Annotated in this window: 17 protein-coding genes and 2 pseudogenes; 10 read left to right on the forward strand and 9 right to left on the reverse strand. The window is 70.3% G+C overall.

Going from position 1 to position 17,441, the window contains the following annotated elements:
• From ACFCY1_RS33805 to ACFCY1_RS33815, 3 genes and pseudogenes are all read left to right on the forward strand, one after another.
• Positions 1-96 (forward strand): annotated as a pseudogene (locus ACFCY1_RS33805) (IS982 family transposase); the annotation flags it as partial.
• A 12-nt stretch (positions 97-108) separates the two neighbouring features.
• A pseudogene (locus ACFCY1_RS33810) lies at positions 109-483 on the forward strand (recombinase family protein); the annotation flags it as partial.
• Between the two features lie 30 nt (positions 484-513).
• Entirely contained in the window at positions 514-645 is a 132-nt protein-coding gene (locus ACFCY1_RS33815) for a helix-turn-helix domain-containing protein (RefSeq protein WP_375877095.1), read from the forward strand.
• Between the two features lie 525 nt (positions 646-1,170).
• Here the strand turns inward: ACFCY1_RS33815 and ACFCY1_RS33820 are convergent.
• Entirely contained in the window at positions 1,171-1,365 is a 195-nt protein-coding gene (locus ACFCY1_RS33820; protein ID WP_375877065.1) for a hypothetical protein, read from the reverse strand.
• A 191-nt stretch (positions 1,366-1,556) separates the two neighbouring features.
• On the opposite strand from ACFCY1_RS33820, the gene ACFCY1_RS33825 reads away from it, so the two are divergent.
• A complete protein-coding gene (locus ACFCY1_RS33825) occupies positions 1,557-2,300 on the forward strand; it encodes an XRE family transcriptional regulator (protein WP_375877066.1) in 744 nt (247 codons plus the stop codon).
• 3 nt (positions 2,301-2,303) lie between these two features.
• The gene (locus ACFCY1_RS33830) at positions 2,304-2,774 is read left to right on the forward strand and encodes an NUDIX domain-containing protein (RefSeq protein ID WP_375877067.1); all 471 of its coding nucleotides are present in this window, start codon (positions 2,304-2,306) and stop codon (positions 2,772-2,774) included.
• Between the two features lie 16 nt (positions 2,775-2,790).
• Here ACFCY1_RS33830 and ACFCY1_RS33835 read toward each other — a convergent pair whose 3' ends face one another.
• The gene (locus tag ACFCY1_RS33835; protein ID WP_375877068.1) at positions 2,791-4,587 is read right to left on the reverse strand and encodes a DUF262 domain-containing protein; all 1,797 of its coding nucleotides are present in this window, start codon (positions 4,585-4,587) and stop codon (positions 2,791-2,793) included.
• Positions 4,588-4,888: 301 nt separating this feature from the next.
• Here ACFCY1_RS33835 and ACFCY1_RS33840 point away from each other — a divergent pair, with 301 nt between their 5' ends.
• A complete protein-coding gene (locus ACFCY1_RS33840) occupies positions 4,889-6,718 on the forward strand; it encodes an NHL domain-containing thioredoxin family protein (protein WP_375877069.1) in 1,830 nt (609 codons plus the stop codon).
• Between the two features lie 74 nt (positions 6,719-6,792).
• Here ACFCY1_RS33840 and ACFCY1_RS33845 read toward each other — a convergent pair whose 3' ends face one another.
• Entirely contained in the window at positions 6,793-8,100 is a 1,308-nt protein-coding gene (locus tag ACFCY1_RS33845; RefSeq protein WP_375877070.1) for a M18 family aminopeptidase, read from the reverse strand.
• Positions 8,101-8,426: 326 nt separating this feature from the next.
• Positions 8,427-10,256: an acyl-CoA dehydrogenase gene (locus ACFCY1_RS33850; protein WP_074002033.1), complete on the reverse strand. Its 1,830-nt coding sequence runs from the start codon at positions 10,254-10,256 to the stop codon at positions 8,427-8,429.
• Between the two features lie 213 nt (positions 10,257-10,469).
• On the opposite strand from ACFCY1_RS33850, the gene ACFCY1_RS33855 reads away from it, so the two are divergent.
• Together ACFCY1_RS33855 and ACFCY1_RS33860 are read left to right on the forward strand one after the other, a co-directional pair.
• Positions 10,470-10,973 carry an SseB family protein gene (locus ACFCY1_RS33855; protein ID WP_049651062.1) on the forward strand — a complete coding sequence of 168 codons (504 nt, stop codon included), beginning with the start codon at positions 10,470-10,472 and terminating at the stop codon, positions 10,971-10,973.
• Positions 10,974-11,097: 124 nt separating this feature from the next.
• The gene (locus tag ACFCY1_RS33860; RefSeq protein WP_049651061.1) at positions 11,098-12,057 is read left to right on the forward strand and encodes a pirin family protein; all 960 of its coding nucleotides are present in this window, start codon (positions 11,098-11,100) and stop codon (positions 12,055-12,057) included.
• Between the two features lie 59 nt (positions 12,058-12,116).
• On the opposite strand, the gene ACFCY1_RS33865 is transcribed toward ACFCY1_RS33860, so the two are convergent.
• On the reverse strand, positions 12,117-12,938 hold the full coding sequence (locus tag ACFCY1_RS33865; protein ID WP_063780134.1) for a protein phosphatase 2C domain-containing protein: 822 nt from the start codon (positions 12,936-12,938) through the stop codon (positions 12,117-12,119).
• A gap of 203 nt (positions 12,939-13,141) precedes the next feature.
• On the opposite strand from ACFCY1_RS33865, the gene ACFCY1_RS33870 reads away from it, so the two are divergent.
• Positions 13,142-13,285 carry a hypothetical protein gene (locus ACFCY1_RS33870; RefSeq protein WP_158077691.1) on the forward strand — a complete coding sequence of 48 codons (144 nt, stop codon included), beginning with the start codon at positions 13,142-13,144 and terminating at the stop codon, positions 13,283-13,285.
• Positions 13,286-13,397: 112 nt separating this feature from the next.
• On the opposite strand, the gene ACFCY1_RS33875 is transcribed toward ACFCY1_RS33870, so the two are convergent.
• Both ACFCY1_RS33875 and ACFCY1_RS33880 read right to left on the reverse strand, forming a co-directional pair.
• Entirely contained in the window at positions 13,398-14,006 is a 609-nt protein-coding gene (locus ACFCY1_RS33875) for a TIGR03086 family metal-binding protein (RefSeq protein ID WP_074002032.1), read from the reverse strand.
• Positions 14,003-14,869: an alpha/beta hydrolase gene (locus ACFCY1_RS33880; RefSeq protein WP_375877071.1), complete on the reverse strand. Its 867-nt coding sequence runs from the start codon at positions 14,867-14,869 to the stop codon at positions 14,003-14,005. Before ACFCY1_RS33880 ends, ACFCY1_RS33875 begins: the two co-directional genes overlap by 4 nt.
• 165 nt (positions 14,870-15,034) lie before the next feature.
• Here ACFCY1_RS33880 and ACFCY1_RS33885 point away from each other — a divergent pair, with 165 nt between their 5' ends.
• Positions 15,035-15,676, forward strand: coding sequence for a TetR/AcrR family transcriptional regulator (locus ACFCY1_RS33885; protein ID WP_074002030.1), 642 nt, complete (start codon positions 15,035-15,037; stop codon positions 15,674-15,676).
• On the opposite strand, the gene ACFCY1_RS33890 is transcribed toward ACFCY1_RS33885, so the two are convergent.
• A complete protein-coding gene (locus tag ACFCY1_RS33890) occupies positions 15,673-17,013 on the reverse strand; it encodes an amidase (RefSeq protein ID WP_375877072.1) in 1,341 nt (446 codons plus the stop codon). The two genes, ACFCY1_RS33885 and ACFCY1_RS33890, sit on opposite strands and share 4 nt — an antisense overlap.
• A 20-nt stretch (positions 17,014-17,033) precedes the next feature.
• Positions 17,034-17,264 carry a hypothetical protein gene (locus ACFCY1_RS33895; protein WP_049657159.1) on the reverse strand — a complete coding sequence of 77 codons (231 nt, stop codon included), beginning with the start codon at positions 17,262-17,264 and terminating at the stop codon, positions 17,034-17,036.
• Between the last annotated feature and the right edge of the window lie 177 nt (positions 17,265-17,441).

The raw sequence follows: 17,441 nt of genomic DNA on the forward strand, positions 1-17,441 counted from the left end.
GAGGCCTTCGTCACCGACGGGCTCGGCGCGCACCTGGTCCGGCCCGACCGCAAGGGCGAGCCTGCCCGATTCGGCAGGCTCGCCCGCGTCCGCCAGGCCCGAGTTTCCTCCGACGACCAGGAGGCGCAGCTCCAGCACGACGCGCTGACCGAAGCGGGTTGCGCCCGGATCTTCACCGACAAGGCCAGCGGGAAGAACACCTACCGCCCAGAACTGTCGGCCGTCCTGGACTACCTCCGCCCCGGCGACACCCTGTGCGTGTGGAAGCTGGACCGCTTCGCCCGCTCGCTCATCGACCTGGTGACGATGGTGGACGCCCTGTCGGCGCGCGGGATCGGCTTCAAGGTCCTGACGGGCGCGCTGGCGAGCATCGACCCGAACACTCCGGACGGGCGGCTCATGCTCCAGGTTGTTGGCGCAATGGCGGAGTTCGAGCGTTCGTTGATCAAGGACCGCACCCGCGCCGGACTGGAGGCGGCCAAGGCTCAGGGGCGAACCGGTGGGCGGCCGTCCGTGATCAGTGAGGACAAGCTGACCATTGCCCGCGCCCGCCGTGCCAGGGGGGAGAGCGTGAGTAGCATCGCGAAAGCCCTCGGGATCAGCCGGGCGACGCTCTACCGGCACCTTGAGGACTCCGCGTCGTAGCCGCTGCGCCCTGTCGTCAGAGCCGTCCGCCCGTTGCGGGTGGGCGGCTCTTTGCCGTCTCGGGAGCTCGGGGCAGGGCGTTGTTGAAGTTCACGACGTGTGGCCGCTGGCGATCCCGGTCCCAGTTCTCCACGCGCACCCTGGGTGTATTGCCGATTTCCTTCCCCCAAGGTGGCCAACTAGCCATTTCTGCAAGAGATTTCGTCTTGATCGCCATAGGGAAGCGGGGTTGCGAAGACACCTCTGGCCGTCGTTAGCAGGTGCTCAAGACACTCAAAGCGAGTCCATGAGGCACGTCAGCACCACGGGTGGTTGGCTTCCCGCAATCTGGCGAGCAGATCCGCCCGCCGGTCGCGTTCCTCTGGCGTCAACGGGGGTTCGCTGAATTCTTCCGGGGAGAGAACGGGTCGGGGCCCAACGGCCCTCCCAGGGGGCCAAGGATGGGCCTTCATCCAGCCGAACGGGTCCACGGGGGCACCATCCTCACAAGGGCCCTCCACGGGCTCCTGTGCTGCCCCCTGAACGTCATCCATCGTCGCGCACCGCCAGGCACTCTCCGTCGTCCACGTGCTGGGAACGCCACTTGGACACCTTGCGCAGGATCGTGGGCATGTCCGAGTACTGCGTCTCCATCCCGTCGAAGAGTTCGCACCCAGGACATTGGCCGGCATCCGGGGCCACCTCGGCCGTGATCGGCAGGATGCGTCCGATCAGCGTCATGCGGCTAACGTCCACCACAGGGCACCGCCACATCCCGGTTCTTCGCCTTCATCGGCCTCCTCCCATTGAGCTGTCACCAAGATCTGACAGTCCCCGGGACGGTGAAACCTCAGGCAAAGGACACTTCAGAACGTCCCTCGCGCGATACAACGTCCCTACAGGAGTCCGGACTTTGCGGGGAGACACGCGAGATGCCGAACGAGAGACTGAAAGCCGTCATGGCGTCAGGTGGTTGGACGTGCGCAGCCCTGGCGGACAAGGCCGGCGTCGACACCAAGTCGGTTGAGCGCTGGGCCAATCAGAATCGGACGCCCCGGTTGGGGACGGCCCGCGTGGCTGCCGAACTGCTGGGAGAAGACATGTTCGCACTCTGGCCGAGCCTGCGGCAGCCGCGTGCCGCGCGGGCGATAAGCCCCGAACTGGTGGCCCTGTACGAGCAGCGGGCCGATCTACCGGTGTCCGTCATCGTGGACTTGCTGGAGAAGGCCGCTGATCGCATCGACGTGCTGGTCTACGCCGCTGTCTTCCTCCACGAAGCCTACCCACGGCTCAACGACCTGCTCCGGGAGCGCGCCGCCGAGAGCTGTGCGGTCCGGATCGCCATCGGCGACCCCGACAGCGAGAACGTGCGGCAGCGCGAGGAGGAGGAGAAGTTCGGTCATGGCATCGAATCCCGGTGCAGGCTCGCCCTCATGCACTACCGGCCGCTCGTCGGCACGCCCGGCATCGAGATCCGCACGCACGGGACCACGCTCTACAACAGCCTCTACCGGGCCGACGACCAGTTGCTGGTGAACGCCCACGTATGGGGCGTGAACGCCTTCGGAGCACCGGTCTGGCACCTTCGTCGAACAGCTGCGGGAACCCTCTTCGACACCTACGCTTCGAGCTTCGATGCGGTGTGGAGCACCGCCCGACCGGTCGAGGAGAGCTGATCCGTGGCACGGACCGAGTACTACGACGATCCCGACGCCCCCAAGCCCAACCGGCTGGTGGTCGCCGCCTCCGCAATCGTGACGGACGAGGCCGGGCGCATCCTGCTCCAGCGACGGGTCGACAACGGCCTGTACGCCCTGCCCGGCGGGACGATGGATCTGGGCGAGTCGCTTCCGGGCACGGCCGTGCGGGAGGTCTTCGAGGAGACCGGCCTGGAAGTCGAGATCACCGGCCTCGTCGGCACGTACACCGACCCGCGCCACGTCATCGCGTACTCGGACGGCGAGGTGAGGCAGCAGTTCAACATCTGCTTCACCGCCCGGGTGACCGGCGGCACGCTGCGCATCTCCGACGAGTCCACCGACCTCCGCTTCGTCCTCCCCGAGGAGATCGCCGATCTGCCGATGCACCACACCCAGCAGCTACGGCTCCGGCACTTCCTTGAGCAGCGGACCGCTCCCCACCTCGGCTAGACCGACAGCCCGAACCTCAGCCGGCGCCAGAGAAGTGCAACTTCATGTGCGCCAGGAAGTCATCCGCGCCCAACTCTTCGGTGGACGAGCCGATGCGAACGAAGAATCTACCGCCATAGGCGATCGGCCGGCCAATAGACTTAGGCCTCATCTCCCAAAGCAGTTTATCGTCACAAAGAACCGGCTTAAAACTCTCTGCGAGCTTATTAGAAAACTCCAAAGCAAGCTTTGATGACCGGATCATGGCCTGCCATTTCCGCCACCATGAATCCACATCATACCCAAGATGCTGGATCTGCTCAGAGGTGCCAATGACGAGCTGCCCAGAAACCTGGAGTGGGTCCAGTCCAAAAACGCGACTAGCCCGATCTGCCGCCGATGGCTTGTCGGCCACACCGATCAGGATAAGACCCTCACTGTTCTTGCTGAAGTTCGCCATAGCCACGGCAGTCTGGAGGATCTTTTCAAATATCTCCACATCCTCTTTCGGCACATCAGAAAGGGAGCAGAAGCCCTGCTTAAGCTCAATCAGGGGATCTTCAGAAACCGGACCCTGAAGGATTCTTTCGATGTAGAGCCTAGAGTTGAGCCGAACCGCGCCCTGAGTAGCCTCCGGATGATAGAAGGCCTCCCTGAGGCGCTTCAGTACATGCGGATACAGCTTCCCTTTTTCCGACGCCCCCCACGCTGTTTCGCGAGTTGAGATTGGCGTCCGCTGATCCCAAAAGCCGCCAAGGACGCTGCGGATCGCCTCATGCGACCTAGGCGCCATTTCAACCTCGAACATCAGCGAGTAAAACGCGTAAAAGATCGCCTGGAAGTGCCAGCGAGCACTCTTCTCGCGATTCCCCAAGGTCGCCATGTAGCAAGCGAGCGAACCATGACCACGCATCAAGTCATCAATTAGTTCGATAACCGACAGGATTCGCTGATGAAGAACTTCGATTTCGATATCAGCCACCGCAGCATTGACCTCATCCAATCTCGCGGCACTGATCTTCTGCGGCAGGCCGTAGGCTATGTTTCGGGCCTGCCAACCGCTTGCAGGCCACGGCCGCACCACGGCATCCAGCACGAGGTCCAGAATTACCTCCTCGTCGACAGAAGACCTGATCTCCTCTTGTGTCACGATGCCATGACGCACCCAGAAAACTTCCTCGATTGAGAGGCCGCCCTCTACACCTCTTCGAGAGGTACTCAGCTTCTCCATCTCGTCAAGGGAGATCGATTCAGAGAACGTTCCGTCCCCCCGAATTGACGCACTAGCCCGGCGGACGAGATCCGCAAGCGGGCCGACAGCACCCGCCTGTCGAACTTCCTGAGGGCTTAGCTGGCGACCACCACTGTTAATTCGACGGAATATCTCATTAACGGCAGGTGTGGCGGAGTCCAGGTACACAGCGACCGGGATCTGATATTTTGCTATACCCAGCGACAAGGCCCTGGACATCTTGACATCGCCAGGGGAAATCATACCCATGTCAAGGCGCGCCTTGGCCTCTTCTACGACATCCAGGTCAAAGTACTCGCCATTGTACGAGAACTGGTTTTCCACGAAGGAAAAGAAGGCGTTCAAACGCTGAAGGCCGTCAATGATCTCATAGGTATCCGCGCCGCCCTTCTTGCGCTGAGCAAGAAGGATCATCGAGATTGGCAGTCCATTGACCACCGAGTCGATCAATTTGACCTTTTCATCGACACTCCACACCAGCTTTCGCTGATAGCTTCGATTAACAGCCAGGCCCTGATTGCAATAGAGACTGTATAGCGCCTGAAGACTCTGCGCCTGTACGGAAAACTCGGAACCCTCCACGATGGTCAGCCTATACCTGCGCCACACTGCCAGTGCGATATTTTTCCAAGGGGGCTGCCTGCCGCCGGCACTTCCAGCGAGGTAGATCCGGCGCTAAGCGCAAATCAATAAATGGGCGAAATATCAGCATTAGTACATATCGCCTACTGGCAACGACGGCCTTCGCATTCGCCGGCCGTGGTTGTAAGACGCACCACCGACGTCCGTCCGCTGTCGCGACCTGGACGAGACGGCCCTCCAGCTCGCGAACGGACAACACCCGTCCGGAACACGGACGGCCATGGTGGGGTTTGATTGGGGCATGGCTTCTCGTGCACGTGTCCGCGCCCCCGAACTGGTAGGCGCTGGTGGATGGCTCAACACAGGCGGCAAGGAACTCAAGCTTGCCGACCTGCGAGGTAAGTGTGTCGTACTAGACTTCTGGACCTTCTGCTGCATCAACTGCCTGCACGTCCTGGACGAGCTGCGGGAGCTGGAGGAGGCGCACCGCGACACCGTGGTGATCGTCGGGGTGCACTCGCCGAAGTTCGTGCACGAGGCCGACCACCAGGCCGTGGTCGACGCCGTCGCCCGCTACGAGGTGCACCACCCGGTGCTGGACGACCCGGCGCTGGCCACCTGGAAGCAGTACGCCGTCCGGGCCTGGCCGACGCTGGTGGTGATCGACCCGGAGGGCTACGTGGTCGCCCAGCACGCCGGCGAGGGGCATGCCCACGCGCTCGCCCGGCTGGTCGAGGAGCTGGAGGCCGAGCACGCCGCGAAGGGCACGCTGCGCCGCGGCGACGGCCCGTACGTGGCGCCGGAGCCGACCGCGGGGAGCCTGAAGTTCCCCGGCAAGGCGGTCCGGCTGCCGAACGGCCACTTCCTGGTCGCCGACTCCGGCCACCACTCGCTGGTCGAGCTGGCCGAGGACGGCGAGACGGTGGTGCGCCGGATCGGCGACGGGCAGCGCGGGCTGGTGGACGGCGACGGCTCGGACGGCGAGGGCCCGCGGTTCAGCGAGCCGCAGGGCCTCGCGCTGCTGCCGGAGGGCTCGGCGTACGACGTGGTCGTCGCCGACACCGTCAACCACGCCCTGCGCGGCGTGCGCCTCGCCGACGGCCTGGTGACCACCCTGGCCGGCACCGGCCGCCAGTGGTGGCAGGGCTCGGCCACCGAGGGCCCGGCCCGCGAGGTGGACCTCTCCTCGCCGTGGGACGTCGCCTGGTTCGACGGCCGGGTGTGGATCGCGATGGCCGGCGTGCACCAGCTGTGGTCGTTCGACCCGGCCGCCGGCACGGTCGCGGTCGCGGCCGGCACCACCAACGAGGGCCTGGTGGACGGGCCCGCCGCCGAGGCCTGGTTCGCCCAGCCGTCCGGCCTCGCGGTCTCCGCGGACGGCGAGCGGCTCTGGGTCGCCGACTCCGAGACCTCCGCGCTGCGCTGGGTTTCACGTGAAACAGGGGCGGTCCGGACCGCCGTCGGCACCGGCCTGTTCGACTTCGGCCACCGCGACGGCGCGGCCGACCAGGCGCTGTTCCAGCACCCGCTGGGCGTCACCGTGCTGCCGGACGGCTCGGTGGCCGTCGCCGACACCTACAACCACGCGCTGCGCCGCTACGACCCGGCCAGCGGTGAGGTCAGCACGCTGGCCACCGACCTGCGCGAGCCCTCCGGGGCGGTGCTGGTGGACGGCGACATCGTGGTGGTCGAGTCGGCCCGGCACCGGCTGACCAGGCTGCGGCTGCCGGAGGAGGCGGTGCGGGTCGAGTCGGTGGCGCACCGCACCCGGCGCGCGGCCACCGAGGTCGCCCCGGGCGCCCTCCGGCTGGACGTGGTCTTCGAGGCGCCGAACGGCCAGAAGCTGGACGAGCGCTACGGCCCGTCCACCCGGCTGCTGGTCAGCTCGACCCCGCCCGAGCTGCTGGTCTCCGGCGCGGGCGCGGACACCGACCTCTCCCGTGAGCTGGTGCTCTCCGCCGAGGTCGCCGAGGGCGTGCTGCACGTCTCGGCGATGGCCGCCTCCTGCGACGACGACCCGGAGATCGAGTACCCGGCCTGCCACGTGCACCAGCAGGACTGGGGCGTGCCGGTGAAGCTGGTCGCCGACGGCGCCCGCCGCCTCCCGCTGGTCCTGGCCGGGATGGAGTAACCCGGAACGACCCGCACCCGAACAACGCGGAAGGGGCCCGGCGGACGACCGCCGGGCCCCTTCCGCGTCCGCCGTCAGCCCTCCAGGAAGGCCTTGAGCGCGCTCGCCAGCAGGTACGGGTCCTCCGCGCCGCACAGCTCGCGCGCCGAGTGCATGGAGAGCGCCGCGATGCCGCAGTCCACCGTCTTGATGCCCAGCCGCGCCGCCGTGATCGGGCCGATCGTCGTACCGCAGGGCATGGCGTTGTTGGAGACGAAGGTCTGCCACGGCACGCCCGCCTTCTCGCAGGCGGCCGCGAACACCGCCCGCCCGACGCCGTCGGTCGCGTAGCGGTTGTTGACGTTGACCTTGAGGATCGGCCCGCCGTTCGGCATCGGGTGGTGGCCCGGCTCGTGCCGCTCGCTGTAGTTCGGGTGGACGGCGTGGCCCATGTCCGAGGAGAGGCAGACGGTGCCGGCGAGGGCCCGGGCGCGGTCCTCGGTGGTGCCGCCGCGCGCGTGGACCGTCCGGTCCAGCACGGTGCCGAGCAGCGGGCTCTGCGCGCCGGTGTCGGACTCGCTGCCGGTCTCCTCGTGGTCGAAGGCGGCCAGCACCGGGATGTACGGCAGGCTGGCGGCGCCCTCGGCGGTGGCGACGGCTGCGAGCGCGGCGGTGGCCGCGTGCACCGAGAGCAGGTTGTCCAGGCGCGGGGCGGCCAGCAGTTCGCGGTCGCGGCCCAGGTAGGAGGCGGGCTGGACGTCGTGGGTCATGAGGTCCCAGCCGACCACGTCGGCGGCGTCCAGACCGGCCCGCTGGGCGACGTAGGAGATCAGCGCGCCCTCGTCGACCGGGCCGAGGCCCCAGATCGGGGTGAGGTGGCGCTGCTTGTCGAGCTTCATGCCCTCGTTGACCTGGCGGTCCAGGTGGATGGCGAGCTGCGGCACGCGCAGCAGCGGCTCGTCCAGCTGGACCAGCCGGGCGGTGCCGTCCTTGAGCGCGAGCCGGCCGGAGAGGCCGAGGTCGCGGTCCAGCCAGGTGTTCAGCGGGACGCCGCCGTAGATCTCCACGGCGACCTGCCGCCAGCCCTCCGAGCCGGTGTCCGGCACGGGCTTGACCCGCAGGTTGGGCGAGTCGGTGTGGGTGCCGACGATCCGGAACGGCGTCTCGGGGCCCGCCCCCTCCGGCAGGTACCAGGCGATCAGCGCGCCCCCGCGGATCAGGTAGCGCCCGCCGGCCGCGTCGTCCCACGCGTCCGTCTCGGCGACCTGCCGGAAGCCCGCCTTCTCCAGCCGCTCCGCGGCGCTCGCCACCGCGTGGTACGGGGAGGGTGAGGTGCCGAGGAACGCGATCAGGTCGTCGCTGTGCGTCCGGTCGAAGAATGCCTGGCGGGCGGCGGTCGACATGCTGCTCCTGGGTCGAGTGAGGGCCGAAGCCGGATGGGGAGTCGGCTTCGCACCTGAGCATATGCCCGTACACGGACAGGGCATTCGGAACACCTGGTTCGGTGCACGACCCGGACACGACCGTGAACCGCCGCGCACGGTCGGAGCTTTCCGCCGCCGGACGCCCGCCCGGACGCACACCCGGACCACGGCCCCGGACGCACGCCCCGGCCACGGTCCCGGACGCACCGAAGGGCCCGGTGGCAGCCGGGCCCTTCGGTGCGAGGGTGTGTCAGGCGGTTCGAGGGGTGCGCGGGCCCGGAAGGGCCCGGCGGTCCCGGACGGGCCTAGAAGGCCTCCTCCGCCAGGTCCATGATCTCGTTGTCGATGCCCTCGGCGATCAGGCGCTGCGGGGTGACGGTCGGCAGGACGTTCTTGGCGAAGAAGCGGGCCGCCGCGACCTTGCCCTGGTAGAACGGGACGTCCTTCTCGGAGGCGCCGGCCTCCAGCTTGGCCAGGGCCACCACGGCCTGGCGCAGCAGCAGCCAGCCGACCACGACGTCGCCGGAGACCATCAGCAGGCGGGTGGTGTTCAGGCCCACCTTGTACATGTTCTTGACGTCCTGCTCGACCGAGGTCAGGTCGGCGATCAGCTTGCCGACGATGGCCGCCAGGTCCTCGGCGGCCTTGCCGAGCAGCTTGCGCTCGGCGGCCAGGGCGTCGCCGCCGGCGGCCGAGTCGACGAACTTCTGGATCTGCTCGGACAGCGCGGTCAGCGCCTGGCCGCCGTCCTTGACGATCTTGCGGAAGAAGAAGTCCTGGCCCTGGATCGCCGTGGTGCCCTCGTACAGGGTGTCGATCTTGGCGTCCCGGATGTACTGCTCGATCGGGTACTCCTGGAGGTACCCGGAGCCGCCGAAGGTCTGCAGCGACTGGGCGAGCTGCTCGTAGGACTTCTCCGAGCCGTAGCCCTTGACGATCGGCAGCAGCAGGTCGTTGAGGCGCTCGGCGGCCTCGTCGTGCTCGCCGCGCAGCTTGGCGGCCATCATGTCGTCCTGGGTGGACGCGGTGAACAGCACCAGCGCGCGCATGCCCTCGGCGTAGGCCTTCTGGGTCAGCAGCGAGCGGCGCACGTCCGGGTGGTGGGTGATGGTGACGCGCGGGGCGGTCTTGTCCAGGAACTGCGAGATGTCGGCGCCCTGCACGCGCTCCTTGGCGTACTCCAGGGCGTTCAGGTAGCCGGTGGAGAGGGTGGCGATGGCCTTCGTGCCGACCATCATCCGGGCGAACTCGATGATCTTGAACATCTGGCGGATGCCGTCGACCTTGTCGCCGAGCAGCCAGCCCTTGGCCGGGTGCTTGGCGCCGAAGGTCATCTCGCAGGTGTTCGAGGCCTTGAGGCCCATCTTGTGCTCGACGTTGGTGGCGTAGACGCCGTTGCGCTCGCCCAGCTCGCCGGTCTCCCAGTCGAAGTCGAACTTGGGGACGATGAACAGGCCCAGGCCCTTGGTGCCCGGCTTGCCGCCCTCGGGGCGGGCCAGCACCATGTGGATGATGTTCTCGGACATGTCGTGCTCGCCCGAGGTGATGAAGCGCTTGACGCCCTCGATGTGCCAGGAGCCGTCCTCCTGCTGGATCGCCTTGGTGCGGCCGGCGCCCACGTCGGAGCCCGCGTCGGGCTCGGTGAGGACCATGGTGGAGCCCCACAGGCGGTCGGTCATCCGCTTGGCGACCTCGAGCTGCTCCTCGGTGCCCTCCTCGGCGATGACGCCGGCGAAGGCCGGGCCGGAGGAGTACATCCAGATGGCCGGGTTGGAGCCCAGGATCTGCTCGGCGAAGGCCCAGATCAGCGAGTTCGGGGTGACCTGGCCGCCGATCGACTCCGGGATGCCCAGGCGCCACCACTCGGCGTCCATGAAGGTCTGGTAGCTCTTCTTGAAGGTGGCCGGGATCGGCGCGGTGCTGGTCTCCGGGTCGAAGACCGGCGGGTTGCGGTCGGTGTCGGCGTAGGACGCCGCGAGGTCGTTCTCGGCGAGGCGCGCGATCTCGCTGAGGATGTTCTTCGCGGTCTCGACGTCCATGTCCGCGAACGGTCCGGTGCCGTACACCTGCTCGCGGCCGAACACCTCGAAGAGGTTGAACTCCACGTCCCGCAGGTTGGACTTGTAGTGACCCATGGCCGTTATCTCCGGTTCGTCGCTTCCGGGAGACCGCCGCGTTCCGGCGTCCCGTACCCACCAGTAGGCATCATGATGCTACCCAGCGGTAACTTGGGCAAGCCCCCGCCGGCGAATCCGCTATGAACGTGGTCACGTCCCACAGCCGACGCGGCCACTCCTTGTCAGGATCGGTGCCAGCGGAGAGGGGTGCGCTCCCGCTAGCCTGTCCGTGTGTACGGATATGACCAGAACACATACCCGGGCGACCCCTACCAGCAGCAGGCGGGACCGCAGCAGGGCATGAACGGCATGCCCGGACCCGACGCCTACGGCGGGCAGTCGCAGGCCCCCCAGCAGTCCCTGTACCCCGAACCCTCGCCGCCCTCACTCGCGGACGCCGTCCGGGCCTTCACCACCGGCTCGATGGCGGTCGAGGACTTCCAGGCGATCTTCATCACCTCGAAGGTGCACTGCCCCCGCGGCGACCGCCCCGGCTTCCTGGCGCTGCACAACACCCCGACGCCGGTGATCCCGATGTTCAGCTCGCTGAAGGAGCTGCGCCGCTACGCCGGCAAGGACTCCAAGCACTTCACCGTCACCGGCGCCGAGGTCCTGGACCTGCTGCCGACCGGCTACGGCTTCGCGCTGGACATGGAGGGCGAGCACCGGATGGTGTTCGACGCCAAGGCCGTCGAGCAGATGGTCGACTTCACGATGCGCCGGATGTACGGCTGACCCATGCTGGACGAGGAGCCCCGCGCTCCTCTGTCACTACATAGTTCAACTTTCAACTTGCTTGTTGTTGAGGATTGAACTAACCTCATGGATGTAGGCCAGACACCCCCCGAAGGAGGCCGACATGCCCGCCGTGACCGTCGACAACCCGCTGACCCTCCCGCGCGTCACCACGCCGGACCCCGCCGTCACGAGCGCACGGCCGGTCCTCACCGTGGCGACCGCCCCCGAGGGCTACGAGGGCGAGGGCTTCCCCGTCCGCCGCGCCTTCGCCAGGATCAACCAGAAGTACCTCGACCCGTTCATCATGATGGACCAGATGGGCGAGGTGGACTACGCGGCCGGCGAGCCCAAGGGCACCCCCTGGCACCCGCACCGCGGCTTCGAGACCGTCACGTACATCATCGACGGAACGTTCATCCACCGGGACTCGCACGGCGGTGGCGGCACCATCACCGACGGCGACACCCAGTGGATGACGGCCGGCTCCGGCCTGCTGCACATCGAGACCCCGCCGGAGTCCCTGGTGCAGTCCGGCGGCCTGTTCCACGGCCTCCAGCTGTGGGTCAACCTGCCCGCCTCGGACAAGATGATCACCCCGAAGTACCAGGACATCCGCGGCGGCAGCGTCAAGCTGCTCAGCACCGAGGACGGCGGCGCGCTCCTGCGCGTCATCGCCGGCGAGCTGGACGGCCACCAGGGCCCGGGCACCACCTTCACCCCGATCACCATGATCCACGCCTCGATCAACCCCGGCGCCCAGATCACCCTGCCCTGGCGCGCCGACTTCAACGCCCTCGCCTACGGCCTCGCCGGCAACGGCTCGGCCGGCACCGAGCACCGCCCCTTCCACCGGGGCCAGGCCGTCGTCTTCGGCGACGGCGACTCCATCACCCTGCGCGCCGACGAGAAGCAGGACTCCCGCGACAACAACTTCGAGGTCGTCCTCCTCGGCGGCCTCCCGATCCGCGAACCCGTCGCCCACTACGGCCCGTTCGTGATGAACAGCCACCGCGAGCTCCAGCAGGCCATGGAGGACTTCCAGGCCGGCCGCCTCGGCACCATCCCCGCCGACGGCCACTGAGCCCGCCCGCTCGCGAGGGCCCGGACCGCACCCGGTCCGGGCCCTCGCGCGTCCACCGCCTACAGCAGCGCGTACAGGGCCGAGGCGTCGTCGTGCGTCTTGCCGCGCGGCCAGCGCTCGCAGCCGGCGTCCGCCCGCTCCACCGCCCGGACCTGGGCGATCAGCTCGCCCGGCCCGGACTCGGCGAGCAGCCGCAGCACGTCGCCCCAACTGCCCAGCCCGAAGCGCTCGGTGTAGCGCGAGGCGCCGTCGGTGAGGGCGGCCAGCGCGTGCAGCCGGTCCAGCCGGACGGAGCCGGTCTCGGCGTGCTCGGCCGCCCGCGGGCTGGCGGCGGCGATCCACGGGCCGTTGCCCCGGTTGCGGGCGGCGCGCACGGCCAGCACGTACTCCAGGTGCAGCGCGGCCCGCTCGGCCGAGCCGGGGACGGTCTCCCAGACCTGCCGGCGCAGCTCCTCGCCGCCGGGGAAGCGCTGGTTGTCCCCGATCACCTTCGGCGGGCCGTCCTTGAACTCCAGCACCAGCAGGGAGTCGCCGAGCACCAGGTACTCCAGCGCCTCGCCGTGCCGCCGGGCCGCGACGACCATCGCGGCGGGGGTGTTCGGGTGGGCCAGGTCGCAGCGGCCGCCGTGCAGCGCGGCCGTCTCCACGATGGCGTCGGCCAGGCAGTCGGCGATCGAGCGGTCCGCCCGGTCGGTGAGCCGGGCGAGCAGGTGAACGCCCAGCCGGCGCACGTACCAGGCCGTCCCGTGCCGGCACCCGGACTCCAGGCCGACCGGCGAGCTCGCGCCGTCCAGCAGGACCAGCGCCTCCGGCGAGGCCACCGCGAAGTCCTCGCTCTCGCGGTCGGGCCGCCGTGCTTCCCCTGCGAGCTGTAGCTGCATCCCGACAGTGTGGCCGCCGCCCCCGGCCCGCGCCCAGACCCGTGCGCCGGTGTGGCGCGGGCCGGGGGCCGGCGCCCGGTGGCAGCCGGGGTGATTCGGCCATACCGTCGGACAGTGACCGGACGATTCGGCCAATCGGAGCGGGTCGGGTTTGGGATCACCTTCGGGTGTCCGGGCGGCCCGCGACTGACGAGGAGCGGAAGATGTTCTGGGAGTTCATCGTGTTGCTGGCCGCCTCGCTCGGCTTCCCGACCGCCGCACTGCTCTTCCTGATCGGCGGCCCGCGCTTCCCCGACGAGCAGCGCGGCCCCGAGAGCCGGGGCGCCGGGGCCGCCCGCCGCCCGTAGGGCCTGCCCGACCGCGGACGCGGGCCGAAGGCAGGCCCCGGGGGTTCCGGAATCCCCTGTGTTCCGGAAACCCCGGGGCTGTGTTTCGGAAGCCCCGGGGCGGACAGGGCCGTTACGGCTTCCAGGCCGGGTCGCGGCCGAGCAGTGCCAGGGCGCGGTCGAACCGGCCGGTGCCGCCGCCGGGTTCGAGCCCCGGGGCGAAGGCCCGGCCGGGCGCCCGGTGTTCCTCGGTGTTCGGGACGGCCTCGGTCACCGTCAGCAGCGCGGTGGCCAGCGCGTCGTCGCCGTCCACCGCGGCGACCAGCGCGTCCTGGGTGCCGAGCGCGGCGGCGACGTCCCAGCCGTGCACCAGGGTGTCCAGCAGGTGGAAGCCCACCGCCTGGGTGAGCGGGAAGGGGCCGCCGTCGCGGATCTCGGCCAGCCAGATCGGCCGGTCCGCGGTGGCCGCCTCCCGGAAGGCCTCGGTGAGGTCGGTCCCGGTGCGCCGGAAGGCGCCCGCCGGGTCGGCGCCGAGCGGGGCGTCCGCGAACAGCGCCAGGTCCGGCCCGGCGCCGCGGGCGGCCGCGGCGAAGCCCTGGTGCTGGCCGACGCAGTGCTCCAGCAGCTTGCGCAGCGTCCACCCCGCGCAGGGGGTGGGCAGGTCGAGCTGGTCCGGCCGTAGGCCGTCCACCACCTGGACGGCCAACTCCATGGCCTGTGCGTGCAGTTCGACGATCCTCATACGACAGCGACCTCCCGGCCGGCAGAGATGAATCCGATCACCTGATCAACAACGGTCGGCTCCGCGATAATCCTGCTGTGGCCCAGGCCCTGAGTGATGGTCAGCTCCAGCCGCTCCCCGTACGCCTCGCGCAGCCGGTACGCCTCGCTCGGCGGGACGACGGTGTCGCCCTCGTCGTGCACGACCAGGACCGGCCCGTCGACCGCCCCGACCCGGCGGGCCGCGTCGAAGCGCTCCCAGCCCCCGGCGTCCCCGCCGAACAGCTCCCGCTCGATCCGCTCCCGCAGCGCCCGCTCGACCTCGGCGTCCAACCCGAGCCCGGCACAGAAGGCGGCCGGGAAGAAGCCCACCCGGGACACCCCGGAGACGGCCGCCAGCCGGCCCGCCCGCAGGCCGTCGGCCAGCGCCCCGAAGGCCGCGCAGACGCCCAGCGAGTGCGCCAGCACGGCCTCGAACGGCCCGTACCGCTCCTGGAGGCTCAGCGCGAGCTCGCGGTACTCCGGCACGCCGGTGGTCCGGCCGCCGGAGTCGCCGTGGCCCGGCGCGTCGAAGGCGACGACGCTCAGCCCGAGCGCCCGCAGCCGGGGCACGTACGGGGCGAACCGGGAGGCCCGGGAGCGCCAGCCGTGCAGCAGCAGGACCGGCCGCTCGCCGCTGCCCCAGCGGTAGCCGACCACCGCCTTGCCGTTCACGGCGAGCCGCTCGGTGGCCGCCCGCCCGTGCACCTCCCGCTCCGACGCGCGCACCCGGCTGCGCCGGACCGGGTGCGTGAACAGCTCGAAGGCGGCCCGCCCGGCCAGGCCGGGGGCGATCCGGGCGGTGGGGTTGAGGGTCGTACGGATCAGTCCGCGGGTCGGGTCCATCGGGTCTCCCTGCTCTCGCGCTCCTTGTCCTGCCTCGTTCGCGGCGAGATATTAGCACGACCGTTCGTGCAGTTTTAGGGTTCTCCGAGGCCGCCCCGGTGCACCCACTACCCTGGGCGGCACGCAGGGCGAGCGGAACAGACGAGCGGAACAGGGGCGCGGACGATGGCCGGAACGACCACGGACGGACGGGTCCTGCGCGGCGAGGAGACCCGCCGCGCGGTGCTGCGCCGCGCCGTCGGGATCGCCTCCGTCGAGGGCCTGGACGCGCTCTCCATCGGCCGCCTCGCCACCGACCTCGGACTCAGCAAGAGCGGCGTCTTCGCCGGCTTCGGCTCCAAGGAGGAGCTGCAGCTGGCCACCGTCCGCGCCGCCCGCCGGATCTTCGCCGACGCCGTCGTCGCCCCGGTCGCCGACACCCCGCCCGGCCTCGCCAGGGCCCGCGCCCTCTGCGAGAGCTGGCTGGCCTACTCCCGCGCCCGGGTGTTCCCCGGCGGCTGCTTCTTCTACGAGGTCACCGCCGAGTTCGACGCCCGCCCCGGCGCCGTCCGGGACGCCCTGGCCGGCTGCGCCCGGGAGTGGTCCGACACCGTCGTCGAGACCCTCGCCGCCGCCCGGGCGGCCGGCGCCCTGCGCCCCGACACCGACCTCGGGGACCTCGCCTTCGCCCTGATCGCCGTCCTGGAGACGGCCAACTCCCAGGCCGTGCTGCACGACGAGGACACCCCGTACGAGCGGGCCGGCCGCCTGCTGCTGCGCCTGCTGCGCGCCGAGGCCGCCGACCCGGCCGACCCGGCGCTCGCCTAACGCTCCGTCAGCACCCTTTCAACGAAGGCTGCTTGGGCCAGCAGAAGCTCGTCCCCGCCGGGCGCGCCGACCACCTGGAGGCCCAGCGGCAGCCCGTCCCCGGTCCGCCCGGCCGGCAGGCTCAGCGCCGGGCGCCCGAGGAAGCTCCACGGCAGCGACATCACCGCGTCCCCCGTGCTGTGCAGGCCCTCCGGCGCCCCGCCGGTCGCCGAGGGCGCCAGCCACAGGTCCACCCCGGCCGCCGCGCCCGCCGCGGCCACCCGCTCGCGCAGCCGCTCCCGGAACCGCAGGGCGGCCTCCCGGTCCTCGGCCGCGACGCCCCGGCCGACCCGGATGCCCGCCGCCGTCTCCGGCCGGTAGAGCCCGCCGAAGCGGGCGAACCAGTCTGCGTGGCCGCGGGCCAGCTCGAAGCGGTTGACCGTCTGCAGCTGCCGGACGACCTCGGCGAAGTCCGGGAACAGCTCGACCCGGCGCACCGTGAGCCCGGCCCGCGCCAGCCGGGCCAGCTGCTCCTCGAAGGCGCGCAGCGCGGCCGGCTCGGCGCACTCCAGGTACGTCCCGTCCGGCACCCCGAGCACGGGCGGCCGGACCTCCCCGGCGCCGATCCGGTCCGGGGAGGGAAGCCGGCCGTCGCCCCGCCAGTCGTCGCAGAGCAGCGGGGCCGCCAGGGCCGCGCCCGCCAGGTCGGCGGTGAAGGTCCCCAGGGTGTCGAGGCTCGGCGCGTTCGGGATCACCCCCGCGATCGGGATCCGCCCGTACGTCGGCCGGAAGCCCACCACCCCGCAGTACGCGGCCGGGCGGATCACCGAGCCGACCGTCTGGGTGCCGATCGCCAGCGGCACCAGCCCGGCCGCGACCGCCGCCGCCGAACCGCTGCTGGAGCCGCCCGGGGTGTGCCCCGGACGGTGCGGATTGCGGGTCGGACCGGGGGCGCTCGCGGCGAACTCGGCGGTCACCGTCTTGCCCGCGACCATCGCCCCCGCCGCCAGCAGCCGGTCCACCACCACGGCCTGCGGCCCGGCCAGCACCCCGGGCGGCAGCGCCGAACCGCCGTGCGTGGGCAGCCCGTCCACGTGCACGATGTCCTTGACGCCCACCGCCACCCCGTACAGCGGCGGCCGCCGGTCGGGCTCCGGGTACCGCGCGGCCAGCCCGCGCGCCCGCGACCGCAGCCGGTCGTACCGCCCGGGCTCCGGCACGAACGCGTGGATCAGCGGGTCCACCCGCTCGACCAGCGCGCACAACCGGTCCACGTACTCGGGGAGTTCCGGCACACCGGCGCGCAGCCCGGCGGCCTCATCGGTCAACGGCGACGGCCGGACGAGGGATTCCTCCATGCCGAGCACGGTAGCGCCGTTTACGGGTGCTCGGCCGCCAGGTACGGCGCCTCGCGCAGGAAGTACGCCCCGCAGGTGTGGCAGCACAGCTCCGGGGTCTTCCCCCAGTCCACCGCCTCCCGCACCCGCGCGGCCGGGTCGAGCTCGCGGCCGCACATCGCCACACTCTCCTCGCCCCGGACCATGTGCCACAGCCGCACCCCGCCGGCCTCGCCGCCGGCGCCGTACTCGGCCCGCATCTGGTGCATCATGCCCCCATCGTCCGACCGCCGCGCGCACCCGGCAACCGGAGCGGAACCGCCGGTCGGCGGCCCGTACGGCCCACCCCCGGCCGGATCACCGCGGACATCCGGAGCGTCTCTCTCCGTAACATCCACGTTGACTGGGCCTACCGCCCGGCCGAGACTTGTCGTGCGTACGCTCCACAC

The organism is Kitasatospora sp. NPDC056273, assembly GCF_042268845.1.
Classification (GTDB): domain Bacteria; phylum Actinomycetota; class Actinomycetes; order Streptomycetales; family Streptomycetaceae; genus Kitasatospora.